This is a genomic window from Paenibacillus tritici, from assembly GCF_018207515.1.
GTDB classification, from domain to species: Bacteria; Bacillota; Bacilli; order Paenibacillales; family Paenibacillaceae; genus Paenibacillus_AQ; species Paenibacillus_AQ tritici.
In genome coordinates this window covers 564,770-582,469 of the sequence record NZ_CP073365.1, presented here as the reverse complement: position 1 = coordinate 582,469, position 17,700 = coordinate 564,770, and the positions used below count along the sequence as shown (strand labels likewise).

Annotated in this window: 15 protein-coding genes; 4 read left to right on the top strand and 11 right to left on the bottom strand. The window is 52.7% G+C overall.

The features are described from left to right. Positions 1–112: 112 nt before the first annotated feature. From KDC22_RS02555 to KDC22_RS02535, 5 genes are all read right to left on the bottom strand, one after another. Complete coding sequence (locus KDC22_RS02555) at positions 113–493, bottom strand: RidA family protein (protein WP_173140845.1); 381 nt, start codon at positions 491–493, stop codon at positions 113–115. 110 nt (positions 494–603) lie between these two features. Next, positions 604–1,269 (bottom strand): oxidoreductase, encoded by a 666-nt coding sequence (locus KDC22_RS02550; RefSeq protein WP_211721972.1) that lies wholly within the window; start codon positions 1,267–1,269, stop codon positions 604–606. 31 nt (positions 1,270–1,300) lie between these two features. Beyond that, positions 1,301–2,575, bottom strand: a complete 1,275-nt coding sequence (locus tag KDC22_RS02545; RefSeq protein WP_173140841.1) for an MFS transporter — start codon at positions 2,573–2,575, stop codon at positions 1,301–1,303. Between the two features lie 100 nt (positions 2,576–2,675). Beyond that, positions 2,676–4,091, bottom strand: coding sequence for an ATP-binding protein (locus KDC22_RS02540; RefSeq protein WP_173140839.1), 1,416 nt, complete (start codon positions 4,089–4,091; stop codon positions 2,676–2,678). A 239-nt stretch (positions 4,092–4,330) separates the two neighbouring features. After that, positions 4,331–4,534: a CsbD family protein gene (locus KDC22_RS02535; protein ID WP_173140837.1), complete on the bottom strand. Its 204-nt coding sequence runs from the start codon at positions 4,532–4,534 to the stop codon at positions 4,331–4,333. 493 nt (positions 4,535–5,027) lie between these two features. Here KDC22_RS02535 and KDC22_RS02530 point away from each other — a divergent pair, with 493 nt between their 5' ends. The 4 genes from KDC22_RS02530 to KDC22_RS02515 all read left to right on the top strand — a co-directional run bounded on the left by KDC22_RS02530 (position 5,028) and on the right by KDC22_RS02515 (position 9,546). Further along, positions 5,028–5,933, top strand: coding sequence for an FMN-binding protein (locus KDC22_RS02530; RefSeq protein ID WP_211721971.1), 906 nt, complete (start codon positions 5,028–5,030; stop codon positions 5,931–5,933). A 48-nt stretch (positions 5,934–5,981) separates the two neighbouring features. Then, positions 5,982–7,859 (top strand): FAD-dependent oxidoreductase, encoded by a 1,878-nt coding sequence (locus KDC22_RS02525; RefSeq protein WP_211721970.1) that lies wholly within the window; start codon positions 5,982–5,984, stop codon positions 7,857–7,859. Between the two features lie 238 nt (positions 7,860–8,097). Continuing rightward, positions 8,098–8,547, top strand: coding sequence for a hypothetical protein (locus KDC22_RS02520; protein WP_173140831.1), 450 nt, complete (start codon positions 8,098–8,100; stop codon positions 8,545–8,547). A gap of 18 nt (positions 8,548–8,565) precedes the next feature. After that, positions 8,566–9,546 (top strand): polyprenyl synthetase family protein, encoded by a 981-nt coding sequence (locus KDC22_RS02515; protein WP_211721969.1) that lies wholly within the window; start codon positions 8,566–8,568, stop codon positions 9,544–9,546. 1,324 nt (positions 9,547–10,870) lie between these two features. Here KDC22_RS02515 and KDC22_RS02510 read toward each other — a convergent pair. The 6 genes from KDC22_RS02510 to KDC22_RS02485 form a co-directional block, all read right to left on the bottom strand. After that, positions 10,871–11,755, bottom strand: a complete 885-nt coding sequence (locus KDC22_RS02510; protein WP_173140827.1) for a UbiA-like polyprenyltransferase — start codon at positions 11,753–11,755, stop codon at positions 10,871–10,873. 18 nt (positions 11,756–11,773) lie between these two features. After that, a complete protein-coding gene (locus KDC22_RS02505; protein WP_425516988.1) occupies positions 11,774–13,078 on the bottom strand; it encodes an aspartate aminotransferase family protein in 1,305 nt (434 codons plus the stop codon). A 134-nt stretch (positions 13,079–13,212) separates the two neighbouring features. Then, the gene (locus tag KDC22_RS02500) at positions 13,213–15,138 is read right to left on the bottom strand and encodes a peptidase U32 family protein (RefSeq protein WP_211721968.1); all 1,926 of its coding nucleotides are present in this window, start codon (positions 15,136–15,138) and stop codon (positions 13,213–13,215) included. 21 nt (positions 15,139–15,159) lie between these two features. Continuing rightward, positions 15,160–15,951, bottom strand: coding sequence for an energy-coupling factor transporter transmembrane component T family protein (locus KDC22_RS02495; RefSeq protein ID WP_173140857.1), 792 nt, complete (start codon positions 15,949–15,951; stop codon positions 15,160–15,162). Further along, positions 15,944–16,846: an energy-coupling factor transporter ATPase gene (locus tag KDC22_RS02490; RefSeq protein ID WP_173140823.1), complete on the bottom strand. Its 903-nt coding sequence runs from the start codon at positions 16,844–16,846 to the stop codon at positions 15,944–15,946. The genes KDC22_RS02495 and KDC22_RS02490 overlap by 8 nt, the downstream gene beginning before the upstream one ends. Further along, a complete protein-coding gene (locus tag KDC22_RS02485) occupies positions 16,822–17,688 on the bottom strand; it encodes an ATP-binding cassette domain-containing protein (RefSeq protein WP_173140821.1) in 867 nt (288 codons plus the stop codon). Before KDC22_RS02485 ends, KDC22_RS02490 begins: the two co-directional genes overlap by 25 nt. Positions 17,689–17,700 lie beyond the last annotated feature (12 nt).

The window sequence follows — 17,700 nt, the reverse complement described above, 5'->3', positions numbered from 1 at the left end:
TATCGTGTGCAACATATAATTTCTTATATTTGAATATTTGAACAAAAAATCCCCCGCACTCGAACTTCAGGTGCGGGGGATTTCGCTATGCCGGATGAATCCGGCCTGAATCTTATTTCTTGCGTGCTACCGCTTCGATCTCAACGAGCGCATCCTTGGGCAGACGGGCAACCTCGACGGCACTGCGGGCCGGGTAAGGCTCTTTAAAGAAGGTGCTGTACACCTCGTTGACCGCCGCGAAGTCGTTCATGTCCTTCAGATACACAGTGGTCTTGACCACATGATCAAGCGTTGCTCCAGCCTCTTCCAGAATAGCCTTCACATTGCTGAGTGACTGGCGCGCCTGCTCCTGCACACTGCCGGGCAGCACCGCTGTCTCCGGGTCCATTCCGAGCTGGCCTGAGGTGTAGACCCAGTTGCCGGCGATAATCGCCTGGCTGTAGGGGCCGATTGCCCCTGGGGCTTTGTTCGTAGCTACCTGCTTTTTACTCATATCTGACCCCTCCTGCCTGCTGTACGCGGTCTGTGGACCGCATGTACATTCTAATGGTATATCTAATTGTAAGTCCTGGGGTCTGTGTATTGCAAACCCTGGTTGTCACCTTAATGCTTGCCGATCACATGAATGACTTCATTGGTATAGATATGAACGCCGCCTGTATCGGCGAGAGCAATATTCATCATCGCCCGGGCGACCCTGGCAGCCGGAATCGCCCGGTACTTGGCCGCTTGGCCGACCATGGCGAAGTCCAGCCCCTTCATCAGCACAGCAGCCACACGTTCACCCAGCCGGAATTCCTCCCGGTCACCGAGCAGCAGGGAGGGCCGGAACAGATGCAGACCGTGGAATCCGGCGGCAATCAGGCCTTCCTCGGTCCGCCCCTTGGTGCGGCTGTAGAAGCTTCTCGACTTGGTGCTGGCGCCCATTGAGGACACCGCGAGGAACTGCTTCACATTCTGGGCTCTGGCCAGCGCCGCAGCGGCAAGCGGATACTCCAGATCCACCCGCTCGAACTGCTTCTGTGAGCCTGCCTGCTTAATAGTCGTCCCCAGACAGCAGAACACTGCATAGACGCCAGAGAATTGCTCGCTATATTGCTCCAGCCGGTCCCAATCGACCTGGATTTGTCTCAGCTTAGGGTGCGTAAGCGCAAGCGGGCGGCGGCCCAGTACACGAACCTCATCCCATTTCCCCTCTCTTAGCAGATCCTCTGTCAGCGCACGGCCAACCAGACCTGTAGCTCCCAGTACCAGCGCAATTCTTGTCACCGGATCGCCTCCTTATATTCCTCCCGCAATTCTATTCATCCCGCAGAATACGGCGTCCCAGCAGCAAGGCCAAGGTAATCATAAGCATACCTACTACAAGCTGCATACCGTAGATCTGCATCCAGCCGGGCCAATCCTTAATCCATTCGTAGATACGGCCCCCCAGCAGCGGACCGAAGAAGGCCGCAAGACCGGTGAGCGCCGCATACATAGCCATATACATCGGCCGTTCCCGCTTCGGCGTATCCCCGATAATGAAGTTGAAGGCGAGCTGGTTGAAGCCGCCCACACCCACGCCAAAAACAATATGAGCCGCGAACAATACCGGCAGCATCGGCAGCACGGACAACAGACCCCACATCAGGGAAGAGACCGCGATAATCGGCAATGTCCAGAGCAGCAGCTTCTTGTTGCTGTGCCTTGCATTCAGGTTCCCCCATATATAGAAGCTGCCCATCATGAACACCGTCTGCGAGACATTCAGCAAAGACAGCTTCTCGTAATTGATATGCAGGAGCTGCAGCATGACATAGGAATACAGCGGCACGGTCAGATTCTGCAGCAGCAGCCACGCGGACAGGAACAGCGTAGACTTCATGAACAGCCTGTCCTGAAGCGGCTTCCTGAGCATCGGCAGGAAGTCTTTCTCTTCAGATTTCTCGAACGGCACATCAGGGTAGAAGAAGAACACCACGATATTAGAGACGGAGAAAATCCATACGACAATATATAAAATAAGGAACCCGTGTCCGCCCGGATAACGGTCCAGAATAATCCCGCCCCCGTACATCACCAGGCTTCCCAGCGCGTTCAGAAACGTATTGCGGATGCCGAAATAACGGCCTCTGACCCGTGCAGGCACCAGATCACTGATGACCGAGTTCCACAGCACACCGCCAGCGGTGTTGGCAATGAAGGCAATGGTATACATAACGATGAAGGCGGTAACCCAGTGCTCTTGCGGAAAAACAAACGGGACCAGCCCCGTAGACCCCCAGAGCAGTCTATGCAGGCCGATGAAAGTAACCATCGCCCACTTGCGGCTCGGCAGCTTCTGGATCAGGAACGCTACACCAATCTGTGCGACATTCACCAGCGTAGTGAGCGCCAGAACGAACCCGATCTGACTGGAGCTGGCACCCAGGTATAACAGAAAGCCTGTAAGAAACTGGCCTTGCAGCAGCACCTGGAATATAGTGGACGGTATCCCCTCAAAGGTTGCGATCTGCAGATTCTTGCGGTGTACAGAGGCCTTGCGCAGATCCTTGGGACGGTTCCGCAGCGGCCTGCTTCTCATGATGTTCATGGGGTGGTGACTCTCCTTTGATGCGGCTTTTGCTTCATTCTACTCCGCACCAGATTCCTGTCAATACACCGAAATCACAAATAAAGTTGGAGCCGCCGGTTTATACCGAAACCCCTGAATCCAGCGGCAAATGTAGGGCAAATACACTTCCCTGGCCTTCCCGGCTATGCAAGGTGATGAAGCCCCCGAGCAGCCTGGCCAGATCGTTGCTGATGGATAAGCCCAGCCCCGTACCGCCGTACTTGCGGCTGACATTCGTATCCGCCTGTTCAAAGGCTTCAAAGATCAGATCATGCTTCTCCGGAGGAATACCAATCCCGGTATCCTGCACCTCAAAGGCAATCCACCTCCGTGAAGCAGGCCCCTCCTGCCGTTCCACCACGCAGATATTCATGGAGACGCTGCCGGCCATTGTGAACTTGAAGGCATTCGAGAGCAGATTGCGGAGGATTTGCTGTACCCGCTGGGGATCTGTGTGTATCACCGCCGGGACCTCTTCATCCATGGAGACGCTGAAGGTAAGCTGCTTCTGTTTGGCTACTACGCTGAAGTGCTGAAGGAGCAGATCCGGCACCTCGCTGACATTCAAGTCCTCCATAATGACATCCAGCTTCCCGGCCTCCACCTTGGACAGATCCAGAATATCGTTGATCAGCGACAGCAGGTCTTCACCCGAGCGGTGAATAATCCCGCCGTATTCGGACAGCTCCTCCACACTCCGTGATTCATCGCTTTCTTCAATTAATTGGGACAGGTTGATGATGCTGTTCAGCGGCGTTCTTAATTCATGAGACATATTAGCCAGGAATTCGGACTTGAACTGGGAGGCGAGCATCAGCTGCTTGGCTCTCTCCTCCAGCACGATTTTATTCTTATGCAGCTCCTCCGTCTGTTCAGATAACAGCTCATTGGCTCTTACAATCTGTCCGGTACGCATCAGATCCAGATGGAAGTCGCGGATGATCAGCGCAAACAGGGCACTTAGAACCAGGCCTGCGGGAAAGGTAACCGGCATAATTTTCATTATGTATTCCTGTGCGGGAATGACCCCAAATACAGCGATGTTCAGCACATTCACTACATTTACAACCAGGATCGTAATCAGTCCCTTATACATCATCGAGGCAGCCGAACGCTGTACCCAGAGGCTCAGACCGGCACATATGAAGCCCAGGATTGATAAGTTCAGCACTCCTACCAGCGCCGCTTCAGTAACTCCGAAGGTCAGCCTGGTCAGCCCGGTCAAGACACCGATAATAATCAGAACCAGCGGCTGCGGGTAGGCCAGTGTCGAGATAATCAGCGGCACAAACCGCAGGTCAAAAATCACATGCTCATCCAGCCGGTAGCCGAAAAAGGTGCTGATCCAACCGGCGAAGATCGCAAGCAGGACCCAGCTCACTTTTTTCACAGGCTCAGAAGCATAGGTTACGGTATATTTGTATATTAAATTTGCCAGATAGGACAGTGTGATCAGTAAGGCGGTATTCACAAAAAAGATTTTGACATATTCCATGGCTTCACTCCTGCAGCGAAAATAAGATAACACCGATATCATTTATAGTATCATATATAGAGGAATGAAAACATGAAGCCACGGAGCTATTGCATATGTATATGTTATGTATATGTATGGGATAGTCTTCGACATGCCGGCAGACAGAAGAAGAGCGCAAATCACTGGGATTTACGCTCTTCCTGTAGGGCAGGAGTCCGGGGTGTCCGGCCCTGCCACGCCTTTTGCTTCTCTTCTATTTAACTGCGGTGGGACTGCTCCCATTTATGGTATTCCGCTTCGGCTTCATCCTTGGAATGGCCGTAACGTTCCTGCAGTTTGCCTACCAGCTTGTCTTTTTCACCGTCAATAACATCCAGATCGTCGTCCGTCAGCTTGCCCCATTGCTTCTTGGCCTCACCTTTGAACTGCAGCCACTTGCCTTTGATTACATTGTTATCCATTACAAGATCATCTCCTTAGTTGTCTGATTATAGTCTGGCAGATGCTTATAATTCTTAGTGAACTATTACCCTCATGACTTTTCCCTGAATCGTGTGACCGGGAGCAGGCCTTCCGATAGCCAGACCCCTATCCCGAGCAACGGATGCACAAAAAGTCATACTTTGTCACATAATAGTCTTTTAAAACAGCTATTCAACTCTTTTCAAATTTGATATAATTCAGAGGTAAATTTATTTATCATTTAAGTGATTATTTTCACATGTGTATTGCCCGGCTTGTGCTAAAATGCCATCGAACAACAAACGTGATGATTAAATTTTTTCTTATTGTCTGCCGATATATGTCGTATGCCTGCTACAATAAGGGACTTAAGACCGAGTTGAGTGTGACATTCATCATTTATAAAGTGATTTTTATCACTTCCATAGCTATTAAAATGTTTTACATTTTAATATATATATTTTAAACTATTTTCTTGGAGGTCATATCAAAATGAAAAAAGCTTCTGTAATCTTGTCGAGCGCCCTGGTACTTGGCACCTTGCTTGCAGGCTGCGGCAACAACAACTCGGGCAATGCTGCTCCAACTACCGCACCTGCTGCTGCAACCTCTGCTCCTGCCGCTGAGGCAACTGCTGCTCCTGCAGCTGAGACAGGCAAATACCAGGACGGAACTTACTACGGAACAGTGGATGCTGACCCGGAAACCGGCTGGCAGACATTCACATTGTTGACTGTAGAAGGCGGCAAAATCACCAAAGCTGACTGGAATGCTTTCAATGTTAAAAAAGCTGGCGATTTGAAGAAAAAAGTGTCCGAAGACGGCAACTACGGTTTGGTTAAAATCGGCGGTGCGAAGTCCGAATGGCATGAACAGGCAGCTAAAGCTGAAGCTTTCCTGATTGAAAAACAAGATCCTGCAGCCCTTACAGTAGATGCTGAAGGCAAAACAGATGCGATCTCCGGCGTATCCGTACACGTTAGTGATTTCGTTGGCGCTGCACAGGCTGCACTTGCTGCCGGTCCTGCTGAAGCTGGTCAATACAAAGACGGCGGATATACTGCAGAAGGCGAAATGGATGCGAAATCCGGCTGGAAGTCCACTGTAGCTCTTACTGTGGCTAACGGTAATGTTGTCGCTGTTAATTTCAGCGGTGTGAATGCTGCAGGCGATGATAAGAAACAATATTCTGTAGACGGCAAATACGGAATGAAAGCCGGCGGTGCTGCTGCTGAATGGCACGAAGAAATTGCACTGGCCGAGAAGTATTTCCTTGAGAATAAAGGCGTAGCTCCTACCCTGGATGCTGAAGGCAAAACAGATGCTATCTCCGGCGTATCTATCCACGTTGGTGAATATTTCACACTTGCACAAAAAGCGCTCGAAGGCGCGAAATAATTATTCGCTACCTTTTGCAGCTAATCAGATGAATGAGGTGAGTTTCTCTTGAAGAAAATAGTCATTTTGGGCGGCGGCTACGGCGGCGTACTCACGGCTAAGAAACTGGCAAAGAAATTTAAGAACGATAAAGATGTAGAAATTAAACTGATCGACCGAAATCCATACCACACTCTTTTGACTGAGCTGCATGAGGTTTCTGCGAATCGCGCACCAGAGGATTCGATCAAAATTGACTTGAAGAAAATTTTTGCCGGCCTGAAGGTAGATGTTGTTCTGGACGAAATCAGCAACATTGATTTCAAGAACAAGAAGCTGAAGTCCGACAAAGCCACCTATGCTTACGATTACCTGGTAATCGGCACAGGAAGCAAGCCAACCTTCTTCGGAATCCCGGGAGCTGAAGAGAACACCTTCTCCTTCTGGTCTTATGATGATGCAGTGGCCCTGAAGCGTCAGATCCGCGACATGTACACCAAAGCTGCGAAGGAAAAGAATGCGGCAGTCCGCCGTTCCATGCTGACCTTCGTAATCATCGGTGCCGGCTTCACCGGCGTCGAGCTCGTAGGTGAAATGGCTGAGCAACGCGAGGAGCTGTGTAAGGAATTCTTCATTGATCCTTCTGAAGTAAGACTGATTGTGGCTGATATGGCGCCGAAGATTCTGCCGATCCTTCCGGAGAAGCTGATTCAGAAGGCCGAAGCCCGCTTGCGCAAGATGAATGTAGAAATTGTTACAGGCGCCAAAATCACCGAAGTAGGCACAGGTTCTGTAGCCCTCGGCGAGAAAAACATCGTGGATGCTCAGACGATCGTCTGGACAGCCGGTGTTGAAGGCTCCGAAATCGTTGGCAACCTTGATGTTCAACAGCAAGGCCGCAAACGTATTGTTACCAATGAACACCTTGAGAGTGTTGACCATAAGAACGTATACGTTGTAGGGGATAACATCTTCTTCATCCCTGAAGGCGAAGAACGTCCTGTTCCACAAATGGTTGAGAATGCTGAACAGGCGGCTCCGGTTATCGCGGGCAATATTACTGCCGATATCAAAGGTACGCCCAAAAAAGCATACAAACCAGGATTCCACGGCACCATGGTTTCGATCGGCAGCCGCTACGGTGTAGCGAACGTTGGTCTTCCGGGCAAGTTCTTCATGCTGACCGGCTTCATGGCTATGTTGTCCAAACATTTCATCAATATGTTCTATCTGTCCCAGGTTGTAGGCTTCAACAAAGTCTGGACTTACATGATGCACGAGTTCTTCCATGTTGAGAACCGCAAGAGCTTCGTGGGCGGATACTTCTCCAAGCGCTCGCCGAACTTCTGGCTCGTCCCTCTCCGTATGCTTCTGGGGGGAATGTGGTTATATGAAGGTATAGAAAAGATCCGCAAGATCTGGGTCGATCCGAATAAGATTTTCCTGATTCCTGCTGCTCCTTATGCAGACGCCACTTCAGCTGCCAGTGTAGCTGTTGATGCCGTCAAAACAACCGTAGATGCCCAATCTGCCGCTTCCGCAGTATCCACTGCCAAAGAAGCTGTATCGGCTCTCCCGGTTCCAGGCTTCATTTACGATATTTCCAACTGGTTCATGGATCTTATGTTCTACAACCCGGATGGTTCTTACACCTTCCTGGCGAAATGGTTCCAAATCGGCATGGTATGTGCCGAAATTCTCTTCGGTGTTATGCTGATCGTTGGTTTGTTCACAGCAATCTCTGCCCTGGCTACTATAGGAATGGCAGTCATGATCTGGACTACCAAGATGGCAGCAACAGAAATGCTCTGGTATGTTGCGGCAGCTATTGCCTGCATCGGCGGCTCCGGCAGCGTGTTCGGTCTGGACTACTATGTTCTTCCTTGGCTCAAGAAGCAGTGGAAGAAGATCCCACTCGTCCGGCGCTGGTATCTGTATACCGACTGAGGAAACGGGTATCTTGTGTATAAGAAGTAACTTTATTAATAACAGCGGCGTATGCTCATGCTGCGCTGCTGCAAGCTGAATAGGATATTCTTAAGAGTAATGTGTCCCTAGGACACATTACTCTCCTTGTTTAACAAGGTGAAAGTACAGTTGTGTGCGGATTTTCAACAAAATGGTTTTGTAGGGATAATCAGGGCTATGGTTGCTTCCGGCAAAACCGACAGAAGGAGAGAAGCTTGTGAACCAAAAACTCATGGAAGATACGTTCCGGTTGCTTCAGGCTGAAATGTCCCAGATCGCCGGAATTCAGTTGTCTCTCTCTCCGGCAGAATGCGAGCAGTTGCTCTCGGTAGTGGAACGCCATGATCTGGAATATGACCGCAAAGTCCATTTGCTAGGTATTTATACCATTCTTACCGTGGCCGCACAGCGCCATATGGAATGTGTCCCACATCATCCTGACCTGACCCGCAACATTTTGGATGGAGATTATCTATACAGCTTCTATTTGCAGTTTGCAGTGAAATGCCGGGAGCTGGATCTGGTGGCGTATATGGCACCCTCGATCAAAAAAATGCAGATAGCACGTTCAAATGGAGAGTTCACGGAACATAATCCGGCCCGGGAGTTTGATGAATTCCTCATTCAGGAGCGCAGACAACGAAGCCGTACCAGCAAAGCCATTTGACAGGTGGGAACACAAACGATGAAGCTGCATGAATCCTTGAATATTGACCTGAATGAAATTAACCATGAAATTAAGAATCTGGTGACCCGCGATAAGGATGTGCCCAAGAAATCGCAGCTGGCGCAGAGTATTCTCGAGCTGACAGGCTCCGGCGGCAAGCGCCTTCGCCCGCTGATGGTCATTGTAGGGAGCCGCTTCGGGCGTAAGCCTGCCGGGCGCAGAACACTGCAATTATCGGCTGCGGCTGAATTTATCCACGTTGCCTCATTGATTCATGATGATATTATTGACAACGCCGAGCTGCGGCGGGGCGAGCCTGCACTGCACACCAAGACCGGCATTCAATCTGCTGTGCATATCGGCAATTATATGTCCGCCCGCGTAATTGAGCTGCTTAGCAAGTATTCGGGGGATAAGGACCGTTATGTTCACGACCTGTCCTCTGTGGCCACGGCCCAGCTATGCCTGGGTGAATATCAGCAAATGGAGCATGTCTTCGACTATGACCTTACGCTGGAGCAATATCTGGAGAAGTCCCGTAACAAAACAGCTCTGCTCATGGCTACCTGTCTGAAGGTAGGCGCTCTATCGGCAGAGAGCACCGATGAGATCGCCCAGCTCCTCTACGATTTCGGTGAGGCGCTGGGGATGTCATTCCAGATTCAGGATGACATTCTTGACTTCACTCAATCGGCGGATGTGCTGGGCAAGCCGGCTGGCAGTGATCTGCGCCAGGGGCAGGTTACCCTGCCTGTACTTTTTGCTCTGCAGGACGCCGAGCTTGCTCCGGTCATCCGCAGGATAGGCCCAGCCTCTTCTGCTGCGGAAGTGGCGCATGTGTTGGAGCTGATCAAGGGCAGCGATGCCCTGGCCCGCTCTGAGGCCGTCAGCCAGGACTATCTGGCCCAGGCTGATGCCATCGTGAAGCAGCTCTCCAGCTTCCCGGCGCACGCCGATCTGGAGACCCTGCTGCAATACTTCGCCGGCCGCGACCACTGAGCCGCCGGGCTGAGGGGGTTACGGGCAGCGCTACTACGGCCAGCGATATTACGGCCAGAGATACACTGCCCTGCGCTGAGGCCGTCAGTAGGGGCTGCCTGGCTCAGTCTGCTGCTGCCGCCATCGTGAAGCCATTCTCCAGCTTCCGTGCAAAGGTCTGTGCAGCTTCATTGGTTCAGTTAACTAACCCTGCTGTATCATGATGCTGCACGCATGACGCTGCTGTATTAGTGCATACAGGTACGCTCCACACTGCTGTATTAGCGCATACGGTACACTCCATCCTCCACGTTATATGTATTCACACATTTTAAGTAAACGAGCCTGAGTAGGGCTCGTTTTTTTGTTCCCTGAACTTATTTACCTCATTGGCCGACTAACTGTATTTCCTACAACTAAAGTCGTCCATAACTATGCAGCAATTGTTATAACTGCACTCTGTACACCTATTTAGGCTGGAATGCCCACAAAAGCTACTTTTCAGCATTTTTAGTTGTACAGAATGCATGTATCATACGAAATCTGCCTTCTGGCCGCCTTTTAGTTGTACGAAATACACTTATCCGCTCACATCTCATCTATCCGCTATACAAGCGAACGCAACGCAGCGAACGCGAGTGTGTTTACAATAAAGTAGCTATTTTACTGAGTTTTTCCGTCCTTGAATGTATTCTGTACATTAGAATTCGCATAATCTCGAGCTACAACCCATTCTATTGCATTTCATACAGTTGATTTCAGAACTTCGGCCCAAAATACCCACTTCGAGCAAATTCTACTGCACAGAATACAATAGATGTGTTTTTTTGGGCAATTACACCAGCTTCTACTTCACAAAGTGCAATAGCTTAAACTTTAGTTGGTGGTAGCCCCGCTAAACAAGCGAACGCAGCGCAGCGAACGTGAGTGTGTTTAGCAATGGGGGGTCGGGATCAGGTCGCTCTTGGGTTGGGGTTGGGGTTGGGATTGGGGTTGGGGTTGGGGTTGGGGTTGGGGTTGGGGTTGAGGAGTCGCCCTTTAGGGGCGCTCTTAAGGTCTGCCCTTGCTCGAAGCCATGAAGAAAAGCGCGAAGCCTAAGCTTATCGCGCTTTTTGCCGCCCGCCCCGCTGGGCAGGCCTGTTGTCTTTTTGAAGTTAATCTTGCCTGGGGGGAGGTTAGGACGGAACGGAGAGGAATTTTGGAACTGGAGGAGCGTCAGCGTTCGCCTTTAACTTCGGATTCCTACCGCGGCCTGCGGTTCTAATCAGGGAATCCGAAGTTAACAGCGACCGGAAGTCCAAACATTCCGCGCAGTGCAGCTTCCCAACCTCCTTCCCCCCACCACCTAATTAACGTAAAAATAATCAATCAGCGTACACAGCAATATCACCATACTGATCACCTGATTCAAATTATAAGAAGCCACCTTCATCATCTTGCGGTTAGCAGGCTTAATAATCTTGTGTTCCGTCATGAGCAGGACGGTGGCCAGCCCGATGCCGACCAGATACATCCAGCCCAGATCACGCCAGAGGTACAGGAACAGCAGCAGCATAATCATAATGAAATGCAGCCCCTTGGAGATCCGTAGCGCATTCTCCAGACCGAAGAAGCTCGGAATGGACCATAGACCGTTTTTCCGGTCAAACTCAATGTCCTGGGTCCCGTAGATGATGTCGAAGCCGGCAATCCAGAGCATCACCACGGTTCCGATCACGAATGGGGTGAAGGCGATGTTCCCCGTGACTGCAAACCAGGCGCCGATAGGGGCCGAAGCAATCACAAACCCCAGGTACAGATGGCTGAGGAAGGTGAAGCGCTTCGTATAGGAGTAGGATGAGATCAGGACGATAGCTACCGGCGACAGCAGCAGGCAGAGCAGGTTCAGCATCCCGGAAGCCACAATAAACAGCGCATAGTTAATGATGATGAACAGGATGACTTCCTTCTCGGCGAGCAGACGCTGCGGCAGATGCCGGTGGGCGGTACGCGGATTGTTGCCGTCAAAGGTGCGGTCCACCAGACGGTTGAAGGCATTGGCTCCGTTGCGTGCACCGATGAGTGCAATCAGTCCCCATAACATCATATGGCCCGAAGGCCAGCCTCCTGCCGCCCACACCATCGAGATGATGGCAAAAGGGAGCGAAAAAAGCGTATGGGAGAACATCACAAGCTCGCTGAACATTTTCAATTTAAGTGCCGTATGCTTAAAAGCATTAATGAGTACCATAATGTTATGCCTCTTTCTTCAGTGGATCGCTTGCAGCACTTCGTTCAGGGCAGCAAGCATGGCGTCGATATTCTCAGCAGTCACAACGAGCGGCGGCTGGAAGGCGAGCACGTTGCGGCCTATGCCGTTTTTGCCGATCAGGTATCCGCGGTCCTTCATCTCTTCCAGCACATGGTCTGTCCGCACAGCAGCATCCTCTGCCTCTGAGCCGGCCAGCTCGGCACCCAGCATGAATCCGGTTCCCCGTACATCGGTGATCACAGCAGTATAACGCTCCTGAAGCAGCAGCAGGCCCGCCTTCAGCCGTCCGCCCAGCTCAGCCGCACGCTCCGGCAGCCGCTCATCACGGATATAATCCAGCACAGCCAGCGCCGTAGCCGCAGAGACCGGGTTCCCTCCGAACGTCGAGGCCGAAGGCTTATTAAGCGAAGCCGCAATCTCATCCGTAGTAGAAAATGCAGCGACAGGCACTCCGTTACCCAGCGCTTTAGCCATGCTGATAATGTCCGGAACAACGCCATAATGCTCCATCGCAAACATAGCTCCGGTACGGCCATAGCCGGTCTGAATCTCATCGTCGATCAGTAGGATGCCATACGGCTCAAGCAGCGCCTTCACCTCACGGAAATAAGACAGTGCAGGCATAATCATCCCGCCATTCCCCTGAATCGGCTCCACGATCATCGCGGCGATGGTATCCCCCTTCTCGGCGAGAACAGCCTTCAGACTCTCGATCGACTGCGCAGCGGCCTCCTCCAGCGTCATCTCCGGATGATACGGGCGCTGAATGAACGTCACATCTTCATCCAGATAGGCATCGGTTCTCCACATTTGCAGACCGGTCACACTCATGGTGAGATTGGTCCGGCCATGCAGGCCCGCTTCCAGGGCAATGAAGCCTTTGCGTCCGGTGTGCATCCGGGCCAGCAGCAGCGCCCCTTCATTTGCTTCCGAGCCGCTGTTGACGAAGAACGTCCGGCGCAGAGCGCCAGGCAGCAGACCCTCCAGGCGTTCCGCCAGCTCTACATTCGGCTGAGTCAAATAGACCGTTGAGGTGTGCTGCAGCTGTTGCAGCTGCGCTATCGTGCGGGAAGTAATCGCCGGATTACAGTGACCGCAGGCGACAACCGATACCCCGGCGAAGAAATCCGTATATTCTTTACCGTTCTCGTCGTAGACGTACTGCATACTGCCGCGTACCAATTGCGGAGCATCCCGGTAAAAATGTGCGGTACACGGGTAGAAGTACTGCTTTCTTTTGGCGGCTACCGCTTCTCTTCCAATGATATTGCTCTGTTCCATGAAGGTTTCCTCGCTTTCCATTGCCGGTCATCCAAGATGCCCTCTACAAATCGGATACTCTCGCTCGTTCATTAGTTTGTGAAAAAAGTAACTTATAAGTACATTACATAACCTTATTATAACTCGCACCGTATTATTTTAAAATTGAATTATGTTCAGTTAAATTGCAGTGAGCCCAGGGTGTATCCCGCATATAACGGCTTCAATCCGCCCAGCAGATCATCCTCCAGCTTCGTTCCGTGAATCGCCGCCTGGTAAGCAGCAATGATCGTACGCAGCTCTTCCGTGCTGTATGTGGCCCCTTCAATACGGAAGCTGGCAATACCCAGTCCCATCATCTCCCCAAGCATCGGCAGATAACACAGCTCTTTGGCAAACAGCAGGTGGCAGCGGCCGTATTGGTCACGGTAGACCGGGTTCTCGCCCTTATCCGTTTTGAGCACCAGCACACTATTGCGGACAAACTGGTTGTCTTCTTCCCCGATCGGCTCCATCACCTCGGTGTTCTCATACAGATCATGCTCCATATACATCAGCGCCGGCGTTCCGTGCACCACAACCTCCAGCGGCAGCTCACTGCGCGAGGTGAAGGAGGCGAAATGCTCCAGAGTCATCTCCGGTGAGACCGTAAGCTTCGTAAGTCCGAGTCCGGCATACAATCCGGCAGACAAGTGGTTGTACACATTCAAGCTGGCATCGCCAATCATCGGATAACCGGTTCCGCGGTAGCGGCGGATCGCGCCCAGGTTGGTAATCATCAGGCCGTCAATCGGCAGCCTCTCCCCGTTCAGCAAATGATCATATTGGTCAAAATGCAGCTCCGTCATCATGCGCGGCATGCCCAGATACAGCTTGGTCAGGCCTTTTATTGCTCCAAGCTCCTTAATATCCTGCTTCGTAAAAGGACGGTCCGGCTCAAACACATCACCCGGCAGATACAAGCTCTCTACCCCCATCTCCAGGACGAGACGCGCCTGCTGCATATTATTCACGCGCACGGCCAGCTCAGGCTTGATCTGCTTACTGCGCTTATCTTCAGCCAGACGCTTGCGCAGCTCCATTACCCGTTCCCCGGACAGCTCACGTTCTGCAGTCGGCGTACTGAACACTTTGCCGGTGCTATAGAACTTGCCTGTTCCTTCATAGCGGCGGTTAATATTGGTCAACCCCGGTCTGCCAAAAGCATAAGCGGTCGAGAAATCACGTTTGCGGTTGTTGTACAGCTCTTTGGAATCCAAGGTACGGTCAAAGCCCAGCGGATCATCAATATAACGGTCAATCGCATCGCCGTAGCTGTTGGACAGCATCACCATGAACTCTTTGTCGCGCATCCGGCCTTCGATTTTGAAGGAGGTAATACCCGATTCGATCAGCTCCGGAAGATGCTCATACATGAACATATCCTTCACCGCCAGCGGATATTCCGCAGGGAAGACGTAGCCGTCACGCTTGATCCGGTAATCCCAGCGGCAAGGCTTCATGCATTTGCCCCGGTTGCTGCTCATCCCGAACACCTGGGAGCTGAAATAGCAGTTCGCCCCGTGTACCGAACACATATCGCCATGGATGAAATATTCCAGCTCCATCCCGCTCTGGCGTCCCAGCAGCTTCGCGGTCTGCAGATCCATCTCACGCGAGGTAACGACCCGGCTGACCCCAAGCTCCTTAAGCGCGTGAATCATCTCCAGATTATGCACATTCATCATAACCGAAGCGTGAACCGGAACACTCAGCTCCATCCCGCGGATCAGCTCCAGCACTGCCATATCCTGCACGATCAGCGCATCCGGACGGGCACCGTCCAGAAACTGCAGGTACTCTCTGGCCTCTTCCACATCTTCTTCGCTGAACAGATTGTTTACAGTAACGTATACTTTTTTATCCAGCTTGTGGGCGATAGATACAGCCTCGATAATCTCCTCATGACTCAGGTTGTAGCCCTTGCGCATCATTCTCATATTCAGCACCGGACCGCCGAAATACACCGCATCACACTTCGATTCTATAACCGCCTTGAAGATCTCGAAGGTTCCCGCAGGCGCCAACAATTCAACCTCTTTACCATTAAAATAACGTGCCATTTCCGTATCCTCCTAAATGTCTTACAATAATGCTACTGCAATTCCGAGAGCAATGAACATAGCAACAAAAAGCGTATCCGCCGCACCCCACCTGAGGCGGTGATACCGGCTGCGCGGCGCATCCATGCGGAAGCCCCGGGCTTCCATAGAATACACCAGGTCCTGGGCCCGCCGGAAAGCGCTGGCGATGACCGGAACCAGCAGCGAGACAAGCATCCGCGCCTTCTCCTTCAGGGGCAGCTCCTTCAGATCGGCACCCCGCGAGGCCTGCGCCTTCAGGATAATCTGCGCCTCATCCAGGATCGTCGGGATGAATCTCAGCGCAATGCTGATCATCAGCGTGATCCGGTCCGGGGACAGCCCCAGCTTCTTGAACGGAGCGAGTACCCCTTCGAGTCCCTGGTTCAGCTTGCCCGGGGTCGTGGTGAAGGTTAGCAGGGCCGTGAAGGTCAGCAGGAACAGCATGCGGATCACCGAAAATGCCCCGAGCCGCAAGCCGCCCTCATACAGTGAGAAAGAGCCCAGCGACCACAGCACATCCCCGCTCTTCACGGACAGTGCTTGTACGATAAAGATGAATAACATCAGATAACGCAGCGGCTTCGCAGCCTTAATGAAATATTTAAGCGGGATGCGGGTCGTCGCCATCACAAGGAGGGAGAACACTGCGAGCAGCCCCATCGCCATCCAGGAAGTAGATAGCAGGATGATAGCTACGTAGAGCAGCATCCCGGTGATTTTGGACCGGGGGTCCAGCTTATGGACCCAGGAGCCCGTATCAATGCTGCGTCCCAGCAGCAGACGCTCATTCATGGCCACTCCCCATTTCTTCCGTTCCGGCGGCATTCTTGCGCTCTTCGAGCACGGCAGCGATCCGTTCCGCAAGGGCCTCTGCCGTCAGGAGCGGCTTCTCTGTGCCCAGGCCGAAGCGCGTCGAGACGGCCTGCCAGTACCGGAGAGACTGCGGAATGGTCAGTCCGCAGCGCTCCAGAATCGCCGGATCAGCGGCCAGCTCTTGGCCGCTGCCCTGGAAGGCGAGCTCGCCTCCCTTGAGCAGGGCCCAGCTGTCGGCATACGGCAGCAGCTCATCCATCCGGTGCGTCACGATGATGATCGTCCGGCCCTGCTCGCGGCACAGCCGCTCCAGCAGCGCGATCAGCTCCGCGCGGCTGACCGGGTCCAGCGTCGCTGTGGGCTCATCCAGCACAACGATGTCCGGGTCCATCGCCAGCACCGAAGCAATGGCGGCCTTGCGCATCTGCCCTCCGCTAAGGCGGAAGGGATTCCGCTCCAGCAGGGCAAGATCCAGCCCCATGTCGGTCATCGCTTTCCGTGCCCGCTCCTTGGCCTCCTCCAGCGTGAAGCCGAAGTTAAGCGGCCCGAAGCAGATATCCTTCTCCACCGTATCCTCGAACATCTGCTGCTCCGGGAATTGGAAGACCAGGCCCACCCTCCGGCGCAGCGGAAGCAGCTTCGGGGATTTCTCCCCTGCTGTTATGGTTACATCCAGCACCTGCACCGTGCCTTCCGTCGGCTTGAGGATGCCGTTGAACAGCTGGAGCAGGGTAGATTTGCCGGAGCCCGTTGCTCCGGCAATCCCCGTCAGCGACCCCTTGGCAATATTCAGATTAATCCCGTGCAGCGCCGTCTGCCTCCACATGCTGCGGTCGGCATACGTGTAGCTTACTTGCTGTAGTTGTATGGCCATAGTGTGTCTATAAGCTCCTTTTCGCTGGCGGGTACGTCCACCGTAATTCCCCGGCTCTGCAGTTCGCGGGCAAGACGCCAGGTGTAGGGCTCCCGCAAATGGCATCGTTCCAGCAGCTCAGCATCCCGGAACAGCTCCGCAGGCGATACATCCGCCGCTATGCTTCCGCCATGCAGGGCCAGCACACGGTCCGAAGCCAGAATCTCATCGGCATCATGGGTAATCAGCAGAATCGTATAGCTTCCCTCTGCCTGCATATCCCGCAGAATACCCATAAGCTCGTCGCGGCTGCCTTCGTCCAACATGGAAGAGGCCTCGTCGAAGATGACGATGCCTGGCTTCATAGCAAGGATCGAGGCGATGGCTACACGCTGCTTCTGTCCGCCCGACAGCTCCCCGGGATGCTTGGACAGCAGATGGTCGATGCCGAGCTTCCCGGTATAGTAATCCAGCCGTTCCTTCATCTCTTCATAGGGCAGGCACAGGCCTTCCAGGCCGAAGAGGATGTCTTCCTCTACCGTCTGCCCGATGAACTGGTTATCGGGATTCTGAAATACCATCCCGATGCATTGGCGGATGGACTGAATTGTCTCTTCCTGCAGTGTATGTCCGCAGACAGAGATGAGGCCGGCACTCTTCGGGAGCAGCGCATTCAGAAGCTTAACCAGTGTCGATTTCCCGCAGCCGTTGGGCCCTACAATACTCAACCACTGGCCCTGCGGGATAGACACGTTGATATCATGGAGAATCGGATGCTCCGGATCATAGCCGAAGGATACTCCCTCAAGTACAATCACTGCCGGTTCCGTACCGGACTTTGTCTCTATGTTCGCTTGATTCATGTTACTCATCCT